General features: G+C 31.3%; 15 protein-coding genes. 1 reads left to right on the forward strand and 14 read right to left on the reverse strand.

All coding sequences use genetic code 11. The features are described 5' to 3' along the window. Positions 1-29: 29 nt before the first annotated feature. From DFR54_RS01585 to DFR54_RS01625, 9 genes are all read right to left on the reverse strand, one after another. On the reverse strand, positions 30-962 hold the full coding sequence (locus DFR54_RS01585; RefSeq protein WP_114288614.1) for a site-specific integrase: 933 nt from the start codon (positions 960-962) through the stop codon (positions 30-32). Positions 963-1,042: 80 nt separating this feature from the next. Further along, the gene (locus DFR54_RS01590; protein WP_114288615.1) at positions 1,043-2,263 is read right to left on the reverse strand and encodes a restriction endonuclease subunit S; all 1,221 of its coding nucleotides are present in this window, start codon (positions 2,261-2,263) and stop codon (positions 1,043-1,045) included. 2 nt (positions 2,264-2,265) lie between these two features. Beyond that, positions 2,266-2,898, reverse strand: a complete 633-nt coding sequence (gene fic, locus DFR54_RS01595; protein ID WP_114288616.1) for a protein adenylyltransferase Fic — start codon at positions 2,896-2,898, stop codon at positions 2,266-2,268. A gap of 18 nt (positions 2,899-2,916) precedes the next feature. Continuing rightward, the gene (locus DFR54_RS01600) at positions 2,917-4,509 is read right to left on the reverse strand and encodes a type I restriction-modification system subunit M (protein WP_114288617.1); all 1,593 of its coding nucleotides are present in this window, start codon (positions 4,507-4,509) and stop codon (positions 2,917-2,919) included. Positions 4,510-4,588: 79 nt separating this feature from the next. Continuing rightward, positions 4,589-4,933, reverse strand: coding sequence for a cysteine desulfurase (locus DFR54_RS01605; protein ID WP_114288618.1), 345 nt, complete (start codon positions 4,931-4,933; stop codon positions 4,589-4,591). A 65-nt stretch (positions 4,934-4,998) separates the two neighbouring features. Further along, a complete protein-coding gene (locus tag DFR54_RS01610) occupies positions 4,999-6,141 on the reverse strand; it encodes a cysteine desulfurase family protein (RefSeq protein WP_114288619.1) in 1,143 nt (380 codons plus the stop codon). Positions 6,142-6,264: 123 nt separating this feature from the next. Beyond that, on the reverse strand, positions 6,265-7,797 hold the full coding sequence (gene cls / locus DFR54_RS01615) for a cardiolipin synthase (RefSeq protein ID WP_086342853.1): 1,533 nt from the start codon (positions 7,795-7,797) through the stop codon (positions 6,265-6,267). A gap of 102 nt (positions 7,798-7,899) precedes the next feature. Beyond that, complete coding sequence (locus DFR54_RS01620; RefSeq protein ID WP_114288620.1) at positions 7,900-8,742, reverse strand: aldo/keto reductase; 843 nt, start codon at positions 8,740-8,742, stop codon at positions 7,900-7,902. A 24-nt stretch (positions 8,743-8,766) separates the two neighbouring features. Further along, positions 8,767-10,188, reverse strand: a complete 1,422-nt coding sequence (locus DFR54_RS01625; RefSeq protein WP_114288621.1) for a DUF1958 domain-containing protein — start codon at positions 10,186-10,188, stop codon at positions 8,767-8,769. Positions 10,189-10,403: 215 nt separating this feature from the next. Between DFR54_RS01625 and DFR54_RS01630 the strand changes: the two genes are divergently transcribed. Next, positions 10,404-11,186 (forward strand): PHP domain-containing protein, encoded by a 783-nt coding sequence (locus DFR54_RS01630; protein WP_114288622.1) that lies wholly within the window; start codon positions 10,404-10,406, stop codon positions 11,184-11,186. A 56-nt stretch (positions 11,187-11,242) separates the two neighbouring features. Here DFR54_RS01630 and DFR54_RS01635 read toward each other — a convergent pair whose 3' ends face one another. The 5 genes from DFR54_RS01635 to DFR54_RS01655 all read right to left on the reverse strand — a co-directional run bounded on the left by DFR54_RS01635 (position 11,243) and on the right by DFR54_RS01655 (position 17,782). Next, complete coding sequence (locus DFR54_RS01635; protein ID WP_114288623.1) at positions 11,243-12,307, reverse strand: YdcF family protein; 1,065 nt, start codon at positions 12,305-12,307, stop codon at positions 11,243-11,245. Positions 12,308-12,381: 74 nt separating this feature from the next. After that, positions 12,382-13,779 carry an ABC transporter ATP-binding protein gene (locus tag DFR54_RS01640; RefSeq protein ID WP_114288624.1) on the reverse strand — a complete coding sequence of 466 codons (1,398 nt, stop codon included), beginning with the start codon at positions 13,777-13,779 and terminating at the stop codon, positions 12,382-12,384. Positions 13,780-13,781: 2 nt separating this feature from the next. Then, entirely contained in the window at positions 13,782-14,474 is a 693-nt protein-coding gene (locus tag DFR54_RS01645) for an energy-coupling factor transporter transmembrane component T family protein (RefSeq protein WP_114288625.1), read from the reverse strand. Continuing rightward, the gene (locus DFR54_RS01650) at positions 14,471-15,073 is read right to left on the reverse strand and encodes an MptD family putative ECF transporter S component (RefSeq protein ID WP_114288626.1); all 603 of its coding nucleotides are present in this window, start codon (positions 15,071-15,073) and stop codon (positions 14,471-14,473) included. The genes DFR54_RS01645 and DFR54_RS01650 overlap by 4 nt, the downstream gene beginning before the upstream one ends. A 300-nt stretch (positions 15,074-15,373) precedes the next feature. Then, a complete protein-coding gene (locus tag DFR54_RS01655) occupies positions 15,374-17,782 on the reverse strand; it encodes a 5'-nucleotidase C-terminal domain-containing protein (protein ID WP_114288627.1) in 2,409 nt (802 codons plus the stop codon). Positions 17,783-17,808: the final 26 nt, after the last annotated feature.

The raw sequence follows: 17,808 nt of genomic DNA on the forward strand, positions 1-17,808 counted from the left end.
TTTTTATTAACTAATTAGGTGGATTCTTATTACATTAACATAGATAAATGATGGATAATTTTTTCGTTATCTTGATTTTCTAGTTCTTGTATAATATGAAGATATGTTTCTTGAGTGGTAGTCATGCTTGAGTGACCAAGCCTATTGGCCACACTTGCTATTGAGACATTTGCAAATAACAATAAGGATGCATGAGTATGTCTCAAACTGTGTACACTAATTATAGGTACATCAGCCTTATTACAAAGTACTTTTAACCGGTTATTAATTGTTGAATTGAAAACTCTACTTTTAACAAAAATTGGTTTTTCAGGCTCTTTATTTTTAATTAGTTGTGAAAATTGCATAGCTAGTTGCCAATCTATTTGTATTTTTCTATTAGAAGATTCATTTTTTGTAGGTTGAAAAAAACCTTTAGTATTTTTATAATTCCAAGTTTTATTAACAATAATTTTTTGACTTTGAAAATCAAAGTCTTCTGGAGTGATAGCTAAAGCTTCAGAAAACCTTAGTCCTGTTTTTACAGTTAATAGAATAAACCAATCCCAGTTAACCTCATCAGATAGATTTAACTCCTTTAATAATCGTTGAACTTCATATTGATTTAAAAATTTAGCTTTTTTCACTCTAGGTTCTTTGCCTTTAATAACTATTTTCCTTGTAGGATTTTGAGTAAGTATTCCATCATCGACTGCATCTAAAATAGCACCTTTTAGTTGATGATGAAAATCCATCGTAGTTTGTTTCTCATGGGTTAATGCATATTCGTTCAAGAGCTTTTGATAAGCATATCTATCCAAATCTTTCATTTTTAGATTAGGAGCTAATTCAAATAATCTTTGTTCAGTCATATAATATTTTTGTAATGTAACATCTCGAATAGCTCCTACCTTATATAAATTAACCCATTCCTTAAAATAGTCATAAAATGTTTGTTCCCTTCTTTTTTTGTTTGAAACCACAAAAATTCCCCCTAAATAAATTCTGATATCGAAATATCTTACATATTATCTAAGAGGAATGTTTAATTGTAAATAAAATTTTAAATAAACATTTTTTGCAGAAAAGCAGATTTAACGTTCCTTAAATTTTCTAATTTATTCTCTTGGAGAATAATAGTTTCATCTAGTTGTTTAAAGAAGTTGCCGATTTTAGTTTGTTCTTCAAATGAATGAGGAAATTTAACTAAACATGTTCCTAAATCTCCTAAATTAATTTTTTTAGGAAATGCAGTATGAATTATTTTTTTGTGTAGCTCTTTTTTAAATTCAAAATTGTTTATATACTTTTCCAAGTATAACGGATTAATCTTTGATGCTCTTATTAAAGCCAGACTAACGTAATAAGCCATATCATCACTATTAGTTAGGATTGCAGTATCCCCAATAACTCCAGCAGTAATTCTTGTCATAAAAATATCATTAATTTGAGGTTTTATTTTAAAATCTTTTTTATAGTCTTCTTTACTAATATATTTATTACTATTATTGATGTCTTTAATATTTTCAACACTAATGAAAGGAACACCTGATTCTTGGTATCTAGGAGTTTGATGAGTGCCATCATAGTACTCTGCTAATCCTTCTAACTTACGCTGTTCCCAATCCTCATGGAAGTTTGTAAAACGAATATTAGGAAGTCGTTGATTAGTTTTAGGAAATAATTGTTGTAAAAAGCTCTTTTTTGTAAGTTTTAGAAGCTCTAACTCACGTTCCTGAAGAGTAATAGTCTCATCTAGTTGCTTGAAGAAGTTACCTATTTTGGTTTGTTCTTCAATTCTTGGAATTAAACAGGGAGTCTCTTTTATTATCTTCAATCCTAAATTTTTAATCGTAGTGCCCGTTAAACTACTCATAAAATGTTTATAGATTTGATTAGTCTGTAACAAATAATAAACATATTCTTTACTATATTCCTCTACAATTAAATAGGCAGTACTTTTTCCTAACATAATATTTTCGCCGTTATACCTAGCTAAATTACCAATAGTTCCATTGATTGACATTAATATTGTGTTTGAGTTCAACAAATTATCATTTTTAGTTTTTTGTAATTCATCAACATACTTTGTTTCATCAGTAACCAAAACATTTCCATCAACTAAATTATTTCCATTAATGAATGGAACCAGACCATCTTCCCGATATTCAGGAGTACCATGAATCCCATCACCAACTTTAGAAAGTCCGTCCCCCAACTTACGCTGTTCCCAATCGTCAATAAACCCTTTAAATCGTATTGAGGGTACATTTTTATTTTCCATTTCTATTCAATTTCACCCTTTCTTTCACTTATATTAAGCTCATCAATAAGGTATTCAGTATATCCCTCATAATAATAACTAATATCGATACCTTTCATGTAAACTTCTCTATCATCAATTTTATCTGTTAAAGCATTTTGTAATAAGTATTTAATTTCTATGTCTTTAATTGGACTTCTTTCCATTGCAAGTAAATAATCTTCTTTATCTATTAAGTTCCAGTCTACAACTTTTTTTAGAGAATTCTTTAAAATCAAATCCAACCAAATCCGTGTACTTCTGACATTTCCTTCTCCAAAAGGGTGAGCGATATTCATTTCAACATACTTTTCAACTATTTCATCAAAGGTACTCATTGGCATTTTATCAATATGATTAAGAGACGGTTCTAGGTACATAACTGGTACAAATCGAAAGTTACCTTTTGAAATATTTACCTCTCTTTTTTTTCCTGCAAAAGGATAGATATCTTGAAATAAATAATAATGAATGTCCTTTAATCCTTGATATGTACCAACTTCAAATTTATTTATTTTATCTAACTCAAATAATTCTTTAGCTCTTATTTTACTTAGCTTCTTTTCTGTATTGTTTAACTCTAATTGATTTGTGATTCCTAATAAATTATCAAGCATACTCTCACTCCTTTTAAACTAATCCTCAGAGAATATATCTAATGCTCCTTGCATCCACTCAGCATCTTCTTCACTATAAGTTAATTCTTTTAACATACTTAATATTTCGGCATTAACTTCCTTTTTCTTGGCTCTAATTTCTTTCATCTCAAGTCCGATTTCTGCCATATCAATTGGTTCTTCTTCTTCAAATGTATCCACATATCTAGGTATATTTAAGTTAAAATCATTTTCTTTAATTTCATCAAATGTTGCTACATGAGAGTATTTTTCAATGTTTTCTCGTTTTTTGTAGGTTTCAACAATTTTATCAATATGTTCATTAGAAAGTTTATTTTGATTTTTTTCTTTAGTAAATTCTTGACTGGCGTCAATAAACAATACATCTCTAGTTGTTTTATTTTTTTTCATAATAATAACTGTTGTTGGTATCGATGTTCCAAAGAATAAATTCGCTGGCATACCAATAATTGCATCAATACTACCATCTTCTAATAATTTTTTACGAATAACACCTTCTGCTGCTCCTCTAAATAACACACCATGTGGTAAAACGATAGCCATTGTTCCAGTATCTTTCAAATGATAAAAACCATGTAATAAAAAGGCAAAATCTGCTTTTGATTTTGGTGCTAATTTTCCGTAGCGATTAAAACGAGAATCATCTAAGAAAGTATTATCTGCTGACCATTTAGCAGAATAAGGTGGATTCATAACAACAGAATCAAACGTATAAGGTTCATCTGTTGGCCAATCTTTATTTAATGTATCTCCATTTCTTAAATTCATATCTTCTTTTTCGACACCATGTAAAATCAAATTCATTTTTGCTAAGTTAAAGGTAGTTGTATTCATCTCTTGACCATGATATTTTACACTTTCTGGATGTTTAATATAGTCTCTAATATGTAACATCAAAGATCCTGATCCCATAGTCGGGTCAAATACACTAAGCAAAGGTTTATCTTCCTGACCGATTGCTGCGATTCGTGCCATCATAACAGAGACTTCTTTTGGTGTGTAGAATTCCCCTGCTTTTTTTCCAGCTTCTGATGCAAATTGGCCAATTAGAAATTCATAGGCATCTCCGATAACATCTCCATCATGACCTAAAACATCAACTTCATCTAATTTCTTTAGAACTTCACTAATTGTAATATTTTGTTGTTGCTCATCATTTCCAAGCTTTCTTGATGATAAATCCACATCATCAAATAAACCAATAAATTGGTCATAGTTATTTGAAAGATTAGAAAACGCTTTTCTTAAATCTGTTAATTGGAAAAGATTTTGTTTAGCTTCATCCGCTAAAACATTAAATAAAAATTCTGGTTCAATCATGTAATTCAATGTGTCGTTTAACGTGCCAATCAAATCGCTCCTAGTGTCATCATCATTTAATAATTCTTCAAACAAAACAGTTTGCTCTTTTGCTGTTGGATAATCATCTAAACTCTCTCCAGCTTGTTCCACTACTTCCACTAATAATTTGTCTGATAAATACTTATAGAAAATCAAGCCTAATAAGTAGTTTTTATATTCTGATGCATCCATTTTACTTCTTAAATTATCTGCTGCACTAAATAGTTTTTGATTAAGTTCTGCTCCCAATTCAATAAACCTCACTTTACATTTTTCTAAACTAAAAAAATGAGTTTGAGCCTAAACCCAAACTCACTATTTTTAATTTTTATTTTACTTCTTCAAAACATCCATAATGAATCATATCTGCCATGATATATTTAAATTGATCACGTTTTTCAGCATGTTGGTCACCGTTAAAAATATTTAAGCTTTTTAGTCCATTAGCTGTTGTGATTGACATTTTTAATGTTTTTAAATCTTTTGCCACTGTGATTTTTAATTTAGGGCTTTGTTTGTTTTGAGGATTTGTATCAAGTGGTCTTGCTAATTGAAAATTACCTGATTTGGTTTCTGTAAAACCATAATCTTTAAATGAGTAAGGTCTTGCTTTGTCACTTACTTTATAATATTGTTTTGAGCCTTCAACTGTTGCTTTATCTAAAAAAGACATGGGACTCCTCCTTAAGTTTTCTTACATTAATTATAACAAAAACAATAAGAATTGGTAGTCATTTCTTAGACTAAACTTTTAATTGTTTCTGCTAATTTTTCTGAGAACATCTCAATATCCTCAGAAGTTAAACCGTAACCAAAACTAATTCTAATAGACTCTGAGGCGGCTTCTTTTGTTTCAGGTTTCATTGCTAGAATAACAGGTGACGGTGCTACGGTTCCTGCACTACAAGCTGAGCCTGTTGAAATAGCATAGCCTAATAAATCTAATTTAGATAACAGTAAGTTACTTTTAACTCCTTTAAACCAAATATTTAAAATATGAGCTAAGTGGTTATCTTCACTACCATTTACTTCAAAATCAATATTTTCTTCTCTTAGTTTTGATAAAATAATTTCTCTGTATGCTAAGTATTTTTCTTTATTAGCTAGTTTTTGTTCTTCGCTTAATAAGGTAATTGCTTTTTTTAAGCCAGCAATTCCTGCTAAATTTTCTGTTCCAGCTCGTTTTTTCTCTTCTTGGTCACCGCCATGAATCATAATTGGCACAACGCGCCCCTTTTTAATATATAAAAAGCCTACACCTTTTGGTCCATTTATTTTATGTCCTGAAACGCTTAAATAATCTACTTTTAATTCTTTAACATCTATTTTTTCAGTTCCAAAAGCTTGCACAGCATCTGTATGAAATAAGGCTTGATGCTCTTCTAATAACTCACCAATCTTGCATATTGGATTAATAGTTCCAACTTCATTATTACCAAACATTGTCGTTACTAAAATCGTATCATCTCTTAGAGCTGCTGCTACTTGTTCAACAGTTATCCCTCCTGTTTCATTAACAGGAAGTAGAGTGATTTCAAAACCTAGTGTTTCTAAATAATCAAGCGAATGCGTTACTGCGCTGTGTTCAGCATTTGTGGAAATAATATGTTTCCCTTTATCTTTTTGAGTCAGAGCTGTTTGAATAATCGCTGTATTATCCCCTTCAGTTCCTCCACTATTAAATATAATTTCTGTTGAGTGACAGTTAATTGACTGGGAAATTTCCTCACGCGCCATCTCCAGTTCAAATGACGCTTTGCGTCCAAACCCGTGGATACTAGATGGGTTACCGAAAACGTTAGCCATGATGCGAGTCATTTCTTCAATGACTTCTGGATGCATTGGCGTTGTTGCTGCATGATCTAAATAAACTTCTACCATTTCTTCACTCTTCTTTCTACTTATTTATACTCAGTATCATAACACAAAACCTTTTTATAAAAGTAATTTTATGATTGAAAAAAAGACCAACTCATCAGAGCTGGCCTTTTTAGACTATATTTTTTATAAAAGTGGTGAGAATACTGACAATACAGCACGTCCCATACGAACTGGCCATTTAATATTTTCGGCTTCTTCTAAAGTAATTAATTGACTGACACTTTCTGTTTCTAGATGATCTTTTAACACATCTCCAACAGCAGCTGTTTTATACATCCAAACACCACACTCAAAATGTAGGAATAAACTACGATAGTCTAAGTTGACTGTTCCAACTGTTGCATATAGACCATCTACAACAAATGTTTTCGAATGAATAAATCCAGGTGTGTACTCAAAAATTTTAACTCCAGCTTCAATTAACTGAGCATAATTTGATTTTGTAACCGCATGGACATACCATTTATCAGGTTTGTGAGGTACTATAATTCGGACATCAACTCCACCTTTAGCAGCTGTACACAAAGCTTCCATTAATAAGTTATCAATAATTAAGTACGGTGTTGTGATTAAAACTGAATCTTTTGCTTTGTTAATTAGGTTTAAGTAAACATTCATCCCTACTGTTTCATTATCAAAAGGTGAGTCCACGTAAGGTTGATAGTAACCATGACTTACTGGTAACTCTTCTTCTTTAAATTCCGGATAAAAGTCTGCTAAATCGTCATCACCTTTATAAACAAATTCCCATAGAGATAAGAATAATAAAGTGAATCCCCAAGCAGCATCTCCTTTAACCATAATGGAATTATCCTTCCAATGGCCAAAGCGCTCAACTTCATTAATATATTCGTCAGCTAAATTAATCCCGCCAGTAAAGGCAACTTTTCCGTCAATTACAGCAATTTTTCTATGGTTTCGGTTGTTGAAGATTGGTGATAATACTGGAATAAACGGATTGAAGACACAGCATTTAATACCCATATTCTCTAATTTTCGGTAGTAATGATGTGGCAATGTTGTTAAACAACCAAAATCATCATAAATAAATCTGACATCTAAGCCAGCTTTAGCTTTTCTTTCTAACACGTCAAGAAGAGCATTCCACATTTTTCCTTCTTCAACAATAAAATACTCCATAAAGATATACTTTTCAGCTTTTTCAAGTTCCACAAGCATGGCTTCAAAAGCTTGTTCTCCAAGAGGAAAATATTCACTTGTCGTATTTTTAAATAAAGCACCCTCACCGTATTTTGTTAGATAATTAGATTGAATAATAGCATCCATGTTACCATCGTCAATCTTAATATCTTTAACAGTTGTTAAATTAGCATTTTTTTCTTTTTCTTGAATCCGTGACATGATTTCCTTATCATCTCTTGAGAAACGAACTCGACCAAAGACAAGATAAATAACTGTTCCAAAAATCGGAATTAGCATAATTGGAATAATCCAAGCAATCTTATAGGCCGGATTACTTCGATTGTTAACAATCTTAATAATAACAGCTGCTGATACAATTATATAAGTACTATAAAAATATACGAAATACTCTTGAAATCTAAATATAATAGCAAATAATAACCCTAACTGAAACAAAATTAATAAACCAATAATAATGGCGCGATTTGATATAAGTTTCATTAGTTTTTTCATCTTGTCACCCTCTTTCCTTTTAAATACTATAGTAAATAATAACAAGTTTCAACTAAGAAACAAAAAAGCGATACTTTTTTTAGTATCGCTTTCTTATCCTTATTAAAATGTGGTTTCATCTGGATTTAAAGCAAGTCCAGCAGTCCCTCTTAACTGATCAATTGTTTCCATATCTTCTTTTGATAATTCAAAATCGAAGACTTGGATATTTTCTTTAATTCTAGATTCTGTAACTGATTTTGGTAGTGGTAAGAAACCATGTTGTAGTGACCATCTTAAAACAACTTGAGCCACTGTTTTATTATATTTAGCTGCTAACTCTTTTAAGCTATCAACTTCAAATATTTTCCCTGTACCAAGTGGGCTATAGGCTTCCAGTAAAATATCTTTTTCTCGGCAATATGACACAATTTCTGGTTGCATATCACTTGGGTTTAAAAAGATTTGATTAACAACGGGTTTGATTTTCGCTGTTTTAAGTAACGCATCTATATGATGAGGATGGAAGTTCGAAACTCCGATTGCCTTAATCTTGCCCTCAGCAACTGCCTCTTCCATAGCACGCCAGCTCTCAGCATTACCTGTTGCAAAATCAGGACGTAAATCAACTGGATTAGGCCAGTGGATTAAATATAAATCTACATAATCCAAATCTAATTTAGCTAATGATTCGTCAATCGCAAGCTTAGCTTTTTCATAAGAGTGATTATTGTTCCAAAGTTTTGTTGTAATAAACAATTCACTTCGATCAATACCACTTTTCTTAATAGCTCGGCCAACACTTTCTTCGTTACCATAAATAGCTGCAGTATCAATATGACGATAACCAGCCTTTAAAGCGTGTGTAACTGAGCTTTCGGCTACATCTCCGTCAGGTGTTTGCCATGTTCCAAATCCGATTTTTGGAATATTTAAACCATTACTTAATTCATAAGAATCCAAAATAACTACCTCCTAATGTGTGATAATTTATTTTAACAGTTCTTCATTTCTTTCTCTACGATTTTGACGCGCTCTTTTTCTTTTTTTGTTATCTCTAACTAAAAAGATAATTAAAATCAACATTAACAGAATAATAATTCCCATGACAATCCCTACCCATTTAGTAATTGGATGTGATAAATCAACAATGTCAAAACCAGTTTCTTTTTTTGATTTCTTACTAAAAATCGTTTGCTCTTCCTCAAACTCCCCTGTAACAGGAGCAATTTTATCTGTGACTTGAGGTAAACTATTTTCAACTTTTAACGTTTCTTCTGAAGCAAAAGTTACTTTTGGTGTATCACCTTTTTTTACTGTGTCAACTAAAGCTGTTTTGACATCAATTTTTCTTTCATCTAGTTCTTGTTCACCTGCTGGTAAAATTTCTTTCACTTCGAAATTATTAAAACCATAATTTAACATGGCATTTGCAAAAGGATGACGTTTAAACTCACCTGTTTGATCTGCCCAATCACCAACACCAAAAACAATCGCAATTAATCGTAAGTCCCCTCTTTTAGCCGTCATATCTATATTAAAAGCACCTGATGGACTTGAACCTGTTTTTAATCCATCGACACCTTCAAAATGATAATTAATACTTCTATCACGTTCATCGCTTTCAGCACCAGGAACTGAGTAATTATAAGTTGTAAAACTTTCTTCATAAGGAGTTCCTTGCATAGTTGTGACAGTTGGTGTTTTCGTATAATCTAAAATTTGAGGATAATTTTTCAATAAATTATAAGTAAAAATCGAAAAATCTCTAGCTGTTGTGACATTTGAACCATTAACATTTAAAGGACTTTGGTCAACACCCTCAATGGCGTATAAACCTCTAAAAGCTGAAATTTCAGCCCCTGTAGCATTAACAATTGTTGTGTTTGTCATCCCTAATTCTTTGGCTTTGTCGTTCATCATTTTTAAGAAGACAACTGCATCAGGTTCAACTAATTCTGCAAGCATCATAGTTGCCACATTTGATGACGGGACTAAAGCCATAGGAATTAATTCTCTAACAGGATATTCCACGCCTTCAATAATTTTATTATTACTAATTTCATAAATATTTGCGATTTGTTGATGACGATTGGTTGCTTTTACTTTTGTATCAAGGTCAAATTTTCCTTGTTCCATGGCTTCATAAGTTAAATAAACAGCCATTAATTTCATAATACTTGCTGGATTGTGAGCGACATCAGGATTTTCACTCCAAAGTAATTTTCCTGTATTCGCATCTATTAAAACTGCTGATTTAGGTTTATCCGATTCGATGACATTATAATTTGATTGATGTATCAAATCCATCATACTTGGTTGTTCCTCAGCATAAGCTTTTATTCCTGAGACACCTATAAACATAAGCGCTGTTGTTACAATTTTAACTAAATTCAAACTAAACTTTTTCATTCAAAATCCCTTTCTAACTTACAATAAAAATTTACTATTCTAACTATATCAAAAAAGTTCGTGCTTTTGTGAGCTTTCTTTAAATACTCAGAAAATTTTAAGAACTATTGTCATTTTTATTAACAATAAATGAAATACTTTTTCTCTTGTGACTTTCTATTCAACAAGCTATGATGAGTAAAGAAATAAAAATTTATTGGGAGTGACAGCTACTCATGGAAACTTACTACGATCAGCATTTACATACGCATCATTCTTTTGATTCTGAGGAAAAAATCGAAAATTATCTCAAGGTAACATCTAAGCAATTAGTGACAACAGAACATTTAGATTTTCATAATCCTTATGATAATTTTATTGATAATATTCCTGATTTTGTTCTTTATGAAACTGAATTAAAAAAACGTGAACAAGAATTTAATCGCTCTATTCTAAGAGGGATTGAAATCGGTTATGTTCCAGAACATGATGAGCGAATTAATGATTTTTTAGCAGATAACCCCTACGATTTATTATTGTTAAGTACTCATCAAAATGATGAAATTGATTTTATGGATCCTATTGTCCGTACTTTTGAGAAAAAAAGATTAATACATGAATATTATGAGCAGATGATTATATCTGTTGAGAAAATGCCTCACACTAATGTATTAACTCATTTTGATTATGGTATGCGCCAAATTGATATCACAGTAGATGAGTTCCAAAAAATAGCTGAACCTCTTTTAATACAATTATTCAAACAAGTAATTGCTGCTGATTTAGCTTTTGAACTTAATGCCAAAAGTTTTGTTAAATATGGAAATAAACATTTGTATGAATATGCTGTACCTTTATATATTTCACTTGGAGGTACTTTATTTACTTTAGGGTCTGACGCTCATGTAGCCGAAGATTATGAATTAGGATTTGCTGAAATGAAAACATTACTTAGAACTAATGGTGTTTCAGAACTTGCTATTTTCAAAGAACAAAAAAGAAAACAAGTTAAATTTTAAAATAAAAAAGAAGAGGAAATCATCAAATGATGACTTTCTCTTCTTTTAGTATATTTCTACATATTCAAAATGATAAATTGTAAAATTCCAAGTAAGCCGACTCCAGCAAGGACAATACCGAAAAACCAGATATGTCGTTTCTTTGTTAAAGCCAAATACCCAATGTATTCTCTAATAAAAGCAGTCGGTAAATAATACAATTTCGTTTTAGAACCAACACCTCGAGCAAAAATACCTAACTTGCTAGCTAGCTTTCCTGCACGTAAGACATGATAATTATTAGAAGCAATCACGATATTTTTTTTATTTAAGTTTTTAATACTATCTTTCTGATAAATAAGTTTTTCAGAAAACTGTAAATTTTCTTTTGTATTCGTTGACTTTTCTTCTAAATAAACTTCACCCAACTCATATTCTTTTTCAATTATATAATTATACATGGCTTGTGCCTCAGAGATTTTTTCATCAGCACCTTGTCCACCTGAAAGAATAATTGTTGGTTCGTATCCTTTTTTTTGTTTTTGCTTATTGTATAAAGCAACTCCAGCATCAATTCGACTTGCTAAAAGCGGTGTTACACGTTCTCCATCAATCAGTCCAGCACCAAGAACAATAATATAATCAACCTTACCTGTTAATGGAAAATGATTGTACAGAACAGATGTAACAAAGTAGAAAAAGAACAAAGAAATAGTATAACCAAAAAAAAGACCAACTAAGAACGATAGTAAATGTAGCCAAGGGTTATTAATATAAATAGCAGCTACAAGTAATAAAATTTGAAACAGCAACAGACCAACAGCTACAATCATTGGTAACAGATTTCCTAATGAAAAACTTTCTCTTTTTAATAACACTCTTTGATTCCAAAAGAGTGCAACAACACCAGTAAACATTCCAAAAAAACCAACAAGTAAAATTAGTATGATAGCTGGCATGGCTATCCATATAGCTACCTGAGTACTGATTTTTTCAACGTTAATAATTAGTGTTAAGTATAAAGACCCTAATAAAACAGTAAAGAAAAAACCTGTCCATAAACTAGTTGGTCTGAAAAAGATCCAATAGGAAAAGCAAATCACGGGTATTAAAATCATAATAATAAACCAAAGTAATCCCAATACCTTGCCCCCTTTTTATTCATTTATACTTCATTTTAGCATAACTATAAGCTAATTAATAACATCTCTAGAATTTATTTTTGAATGAGTTGATTATTCTCTATCTCAATGACATCATCACAGCAAAGTGATAAAAACTCTTTATCGTGAGATACTATCATAATAATGACTTGATATTGTTTTAATTTTTTTATTAACTCAGCCACTTCAATCATATGTCTTAAATCAAGGCCACTTGTAGGCTCATCTAGTATGATAATCTCTTTACCTGATAAAACGGCTGTGGCAATAGCTACACGCTGTTTTTGCCCTCCTGAAAGAGTTTGAGGGTGTCTATCTAATAAATTTTCAAGTTCTAAAGTTTTAACAACTTCATCAAAAGCCTCTAAGCGATTAGCTTTTGCTGTCATTTCTTTTTTAACTGTTTCAAAAAATAATTGTAAGTTAACGTCTTGCATTACCATAAAACTTTTTTTAAGTAACTCTTTAGTGCTTTGTTTTTGACCATTAAATGTAATCGTACCTGTTTTTGATTTTAATAAACCTGACATTAACTGAGAAAAAGTAGTTTTCCCAGCCCCGTTCTGACCTATTACTCCTGTAACTTTTTCCGAGGTAAAGGAAACTTGGTCTACTCTAACACCTAGTTCCTTTTTATAATAATAAGAAATATTTTCTGCAACTAATTCCTTTTTATTTTCTTCATTCAAACAATCATCATATTTTATTTCAAGAACTGGCTTTTCTAATGAACGCAAACCTCTTTTAGTCACTTCTTCTTTAGAAAGGTTTAAAATCATTTCTTTCGTAAAATTATGAACAATTCTACCATCTTTCATAAAAATAAAACGATCAGCCATATCCATTAAATAGTACAATCTATGCTCAGCAACAACAATTGTATGGCCCTCTTTTTTTAGCCATTCCAAATGATTTTGGATTAAATCAATATGTTTTTCATCTAAATTACTAGAAGGTTCATCTAATAAAAATAATTTATGAGGCATCATGCAAGATGAGGCAAAGGCGATTCGTTGTTTTTCTCCTCCTGAGAGTTCGTGCATACTTTTTTGCCAATAATTCTTTAGTTCAAAAATATCAGATATACGGTCAATTTTTCTGAGCATTTCCCCTCTTTCAACACCGTAATTTTCCATTTCAAAAGCGAGTTCGGAAAATACCTCATTCATAAAAAATTGCGTTTTTGGGTTTTGAAAGACGACTCCAATTTCTTTTACAAAATTTGGAAAATCAGCTGTTGGTAACTTTTCATTATCGACTATAAAATCGCCCTCTAATTCACCTTCATATAATTCAGGGATTAAACCGTTTAAAATACGAATCAACGATGATTTACCACAACCACTTGCTCCACAAACAACGACAAATTCTCCTTCTACCACCTCTAAGTTAATATCAGAAAGCACTTGTTCGCCTTCATAAGCTAGAGAGCCTTTTTCTATTTTTATCATTATTAAATCACCTCAATTGCGAAAAATAGAATTAATAAAAGAATCAGTAAATAATCTTGCAATTTAAATTTTATTTCATAAATACTCGTATGTGAATTAAAACTACCTAAACCTCTAACTAGTGAAGCTGCTGAAAGTTCAACAGAGGTATTTTCTACAGATACAAGAATTGGCACAATGATGTATTCTAATGTTAATAATGGATGCTTAACTAAATCCATTGAGTTAATTCCAATCCCTCTAAATTTCATTGCTCGTCTAATTTCTTTAAAGTCTTGAATTAAAACTGGAAAGAATCTGCAAACAACAGAAAAAGGAACAACAATAAAAGTTGGAACTTTCATTTTCTTCATGGCCGCAATCCATTCACTCATTTTATTATTATTAGCTGCAAATGTCGCACCCATAATTGGTGGTATTAATAAACGATTGGCCGCCAAAAAGAAAGAAAAAAGAGCAGTTAAAGGACCAGTAATTTCTTTAAATAAAAATCTTTCTAAACAAAAAATCACACTATATAGTAAACTCAAAAGAAACCCTTTTTTAAAGCCACCATTTAAAGTTAAAAGGAAAAACATCATCAGTACAAACAAAGCCTCAACAATAGGATCAACTCTCAACATTAAAAGAAAACTAGCACACATAACTGTGGCTAGTTTACTTCTTGGATCAAATTTAATTGCCTTTAATTTCATGCTTTTGAACCTATTTTAGTTTTTTTAGCAAAGTGCTTATTATAAATTTTTTGGCCAATCATTAAACCAATGATACTAAAAATGACTGTTAATCCCATTGAAATGAAAAATGTTCCTGTTGTAATTGGTTCAAACACACTATTAACATAACTCATATCTTTACCTCTTTTTAGAAGTGACTCAACATAAGCTTCTTTCATAAACCACAAAGGTAAAATAGGACCTGTTAAACCAAAACTAAATAACGTATAACTTGTAAATAATTTTACTTTATCAGCTAATTTAGTTTTGTTTTGCACAATGTCAGCTAGTAAAGGAAATACAACACTCGGTAAAAAGGCTAATGGAAAGTAACCAAAAACTAAAAAGAATACTCCCATAATAGATCCTACTATCGTAATTGCTCCGAATTTAGGGATGCGATTAACAACCATTAAATACACTACTCCAGATAATAAAGCAGATAAAGCTGGAATTAAAAGCGAATTAAAGGTTGGCACTGTAAACCTTAAAATCATAGTAGCAATAAAAACAACAAAAAAATAAACAGTGGCGTATACCCCTGATGAAATTAATTCTTGTACTTTTAAACCTTTCATAAAAAAACTCCTTTAACAATAAATAAATAATTTCTGCCGAAAGTTAAACGACTCACATAGTATATCATATTTCTAACTGATAATGGTTATCAACAACAAAAAAAGAATAAGATTTTCATCTTACTCTCCCTTTTTTCGCATTTAGATAAGGTGTCTCAAGTACCTTCCTAAATCAATAACTATTCTTATTAATCGTACCTTAACTTAGTCAATTTGTCATCTCTTTTACTAAATTTTTACATTTGAACGATAAAAAAATAAAAGACTGTAACTTAATCTAGTCACAGCCCTTTAAATAGTTTAGGCAGCTTTATTTTTTTTATTTCTTGAATAAATATAAATACCTGTTACACCAACTAAACCAAGTCCAATATAAGCAATTGACGATTTTTCTTCACCAGTTTTTGGTAAATTAGAACCATCTTTGCCAGTATCTTTCTTAACAGGAACTAAAGATTTCATAGCTTTATTTAATTTTTCAGAAACTTTTATAACTTCTTCTGTTGTTACTTCAATTGTTTCGTCTTTAGCTTTTTCAAGAAGATCTTTCGCTTCTTTTAGAGCTAGTTCAAATTCTTTCCATTCCATTACTTTGTAGTCAGCTGCTTTTAATGTGTCGCCTTTTTTAACTAGCTCTCTTAGTTCACTAATATCAACTAGTTCATTCGTTACTTGTTGTAATGAATCTTTAGCTGTTTTGGCTTTTGTTTCATCTTTTAAAGCTAAAGCTGCTTCTGCTTTTTCAATCTCTTTTGATAATTTTGCCCAACTAAAAGCAGTAAATTCTTCTTTATCTAATTCTTTTAGACTAGCAATTGCTTTAGCTAGTGCTTGTTGTTCTCTATCTTCAGCAGGTAATGCTTCTGCTTTTGCAGAAATAATACGTGTCATTGGTAACTCTTTTTCATAACTTGCTAATTTTTTGTCATCTAAGCTAGTAATATAATTCATAAATACTTCATCCATAGATGGTCCCTCGTCTACAGGTTTTCCAACTAACATTGAATAACCATCACCACCAGCAGCAAGAAAGTCATTTGTAACCATGTTATAAACCAAATCATCTGTTCTTGGAACTATCACAAAATTTCCACTTGCATCTTTGATTTTAATACTGTGAACACGTTGACCAGCTAGTCCTGTAGCAGGATCAGCTCCTTGTAAGTTTGAATCATATAAAACTTCAATCGAATCTGAAACTTGTAAGAAACCACCGTTAGCACCAAGTTTAGGGAAGCCATTTTCATCTAAAATAACTTCACCAGCATCATTTGTTACATGCATTGAACGTAGTGAATGCTCAAACATAGCATAGATTTCATTCCCACTAACTTTTACTTGAGAAACAATATTTCCAAATGGCATAACACCAACAACATCACCTTTTGTTACTTTACCAGGTTTGATTGACTGGCGAAGTCCCCCACCATTCATAATGGCAAAATCAGAAGGTTCTTTAAAACTTGTTTTTCCGTATGCTAAAAGTGCATCTCCAACTAAATTACCTAAATTCGTTTCTCTACTTCTAACATTTTCTCTTTCTCCATTAAATAAAATTTTATTATTCTCCATCAAAACGCCAGACATTTCTTGGTCAAATTTAGCTTTTGCCTCTGCTACAATTGCCTCTACTGCTGGATCAGGAGTTAGTCCTTGTAATTCACTAAATGGATGTAGTTTAGCTGAGAGCTTTGGCTCTTCTGCTGTATAATCACCAGTCATCATCCCTACATTATTAAGATGATTTCCTGTTTGCCCAATTAACACATGGCCTGATTTAATGCCTTCTGGTAGTGCTGTATGTGAATGTCCATCAGCAATAAAGATTTTTTTATCTGGGAAATTAGTTGCTAACTGACTTGCTAAATAAGTACTTCTTTCATCTTCAACTGTTGTTTCATCAATTCCTAAGTGAGTCATGAAAACAAAATAATCTGCTCCACCATCTTTTTCTTCAATATAATTGATTGTTTCAATTGCAACTGGAGCTGGTTTTTTAAAGGTTACTCCAACAATATTATTGGGATGCGTTTTAACTGTTGTTTCAGGTGTTGTTAAACCGATTAAAGCAAATCGTTTTTTCTCACCCTCAACTTCTTTTTCAACAATTGTATAAGGATCAAATGGTCTGACACCATCTTTATAAACATTAGCTGAAACAATAGGGAATTTTAAAATATCTTTGTACATTAAGGCTTGCTCTAAGCCAAAGTCAAACTCATGATTTCCTAAAGTCATAGCATCATAACCGACAGCATTCATAGCTTTAGCCATATCCACTCCATTAGAGTAGTTTGAGATAGGCAAACCTTGCATTGCGTCCCCTGCATCAACTAAAAGTGTTGGTTTTTGGTTATCTTTAAACGTCTTTACTCTTCCTAAACCAATTGACGGACTGTATTTATCCTCTAAATATTCCATACGACCATGCATATCATTTGTATGCATAATTCTAACAATACCTTTACTAGCTGCTTTAGTTTCTTTTTTTGCAGTAGCTAGTGCTGTATTTTCTTCTGGAACAACTTCTTTATTTTCGCTAGTTGTTGTAGCTGTTGAATCCAGTGTTGACTCTGATTCTTGAACTGAAGAAGCTACTGTCTGCTCTGTTGTTTCTGCCACAACTCCTAAACTTGGACTAAAAACACCTAAACTTAACAATAGCAACATAACAACATTAAACTTTTTAAATCCTTTTACCTTTTCCAAAATATCCCTCCTATTTTCAAACGCTT

Source organism: Vagococcus fluvialis (assembly GCF_003337315.1).
GTDB lineage: Bacteria > Bacillota > Bacilli > Lactobacillales > Vagococcaceae > Vagococcus > Vagococcus fluvialis.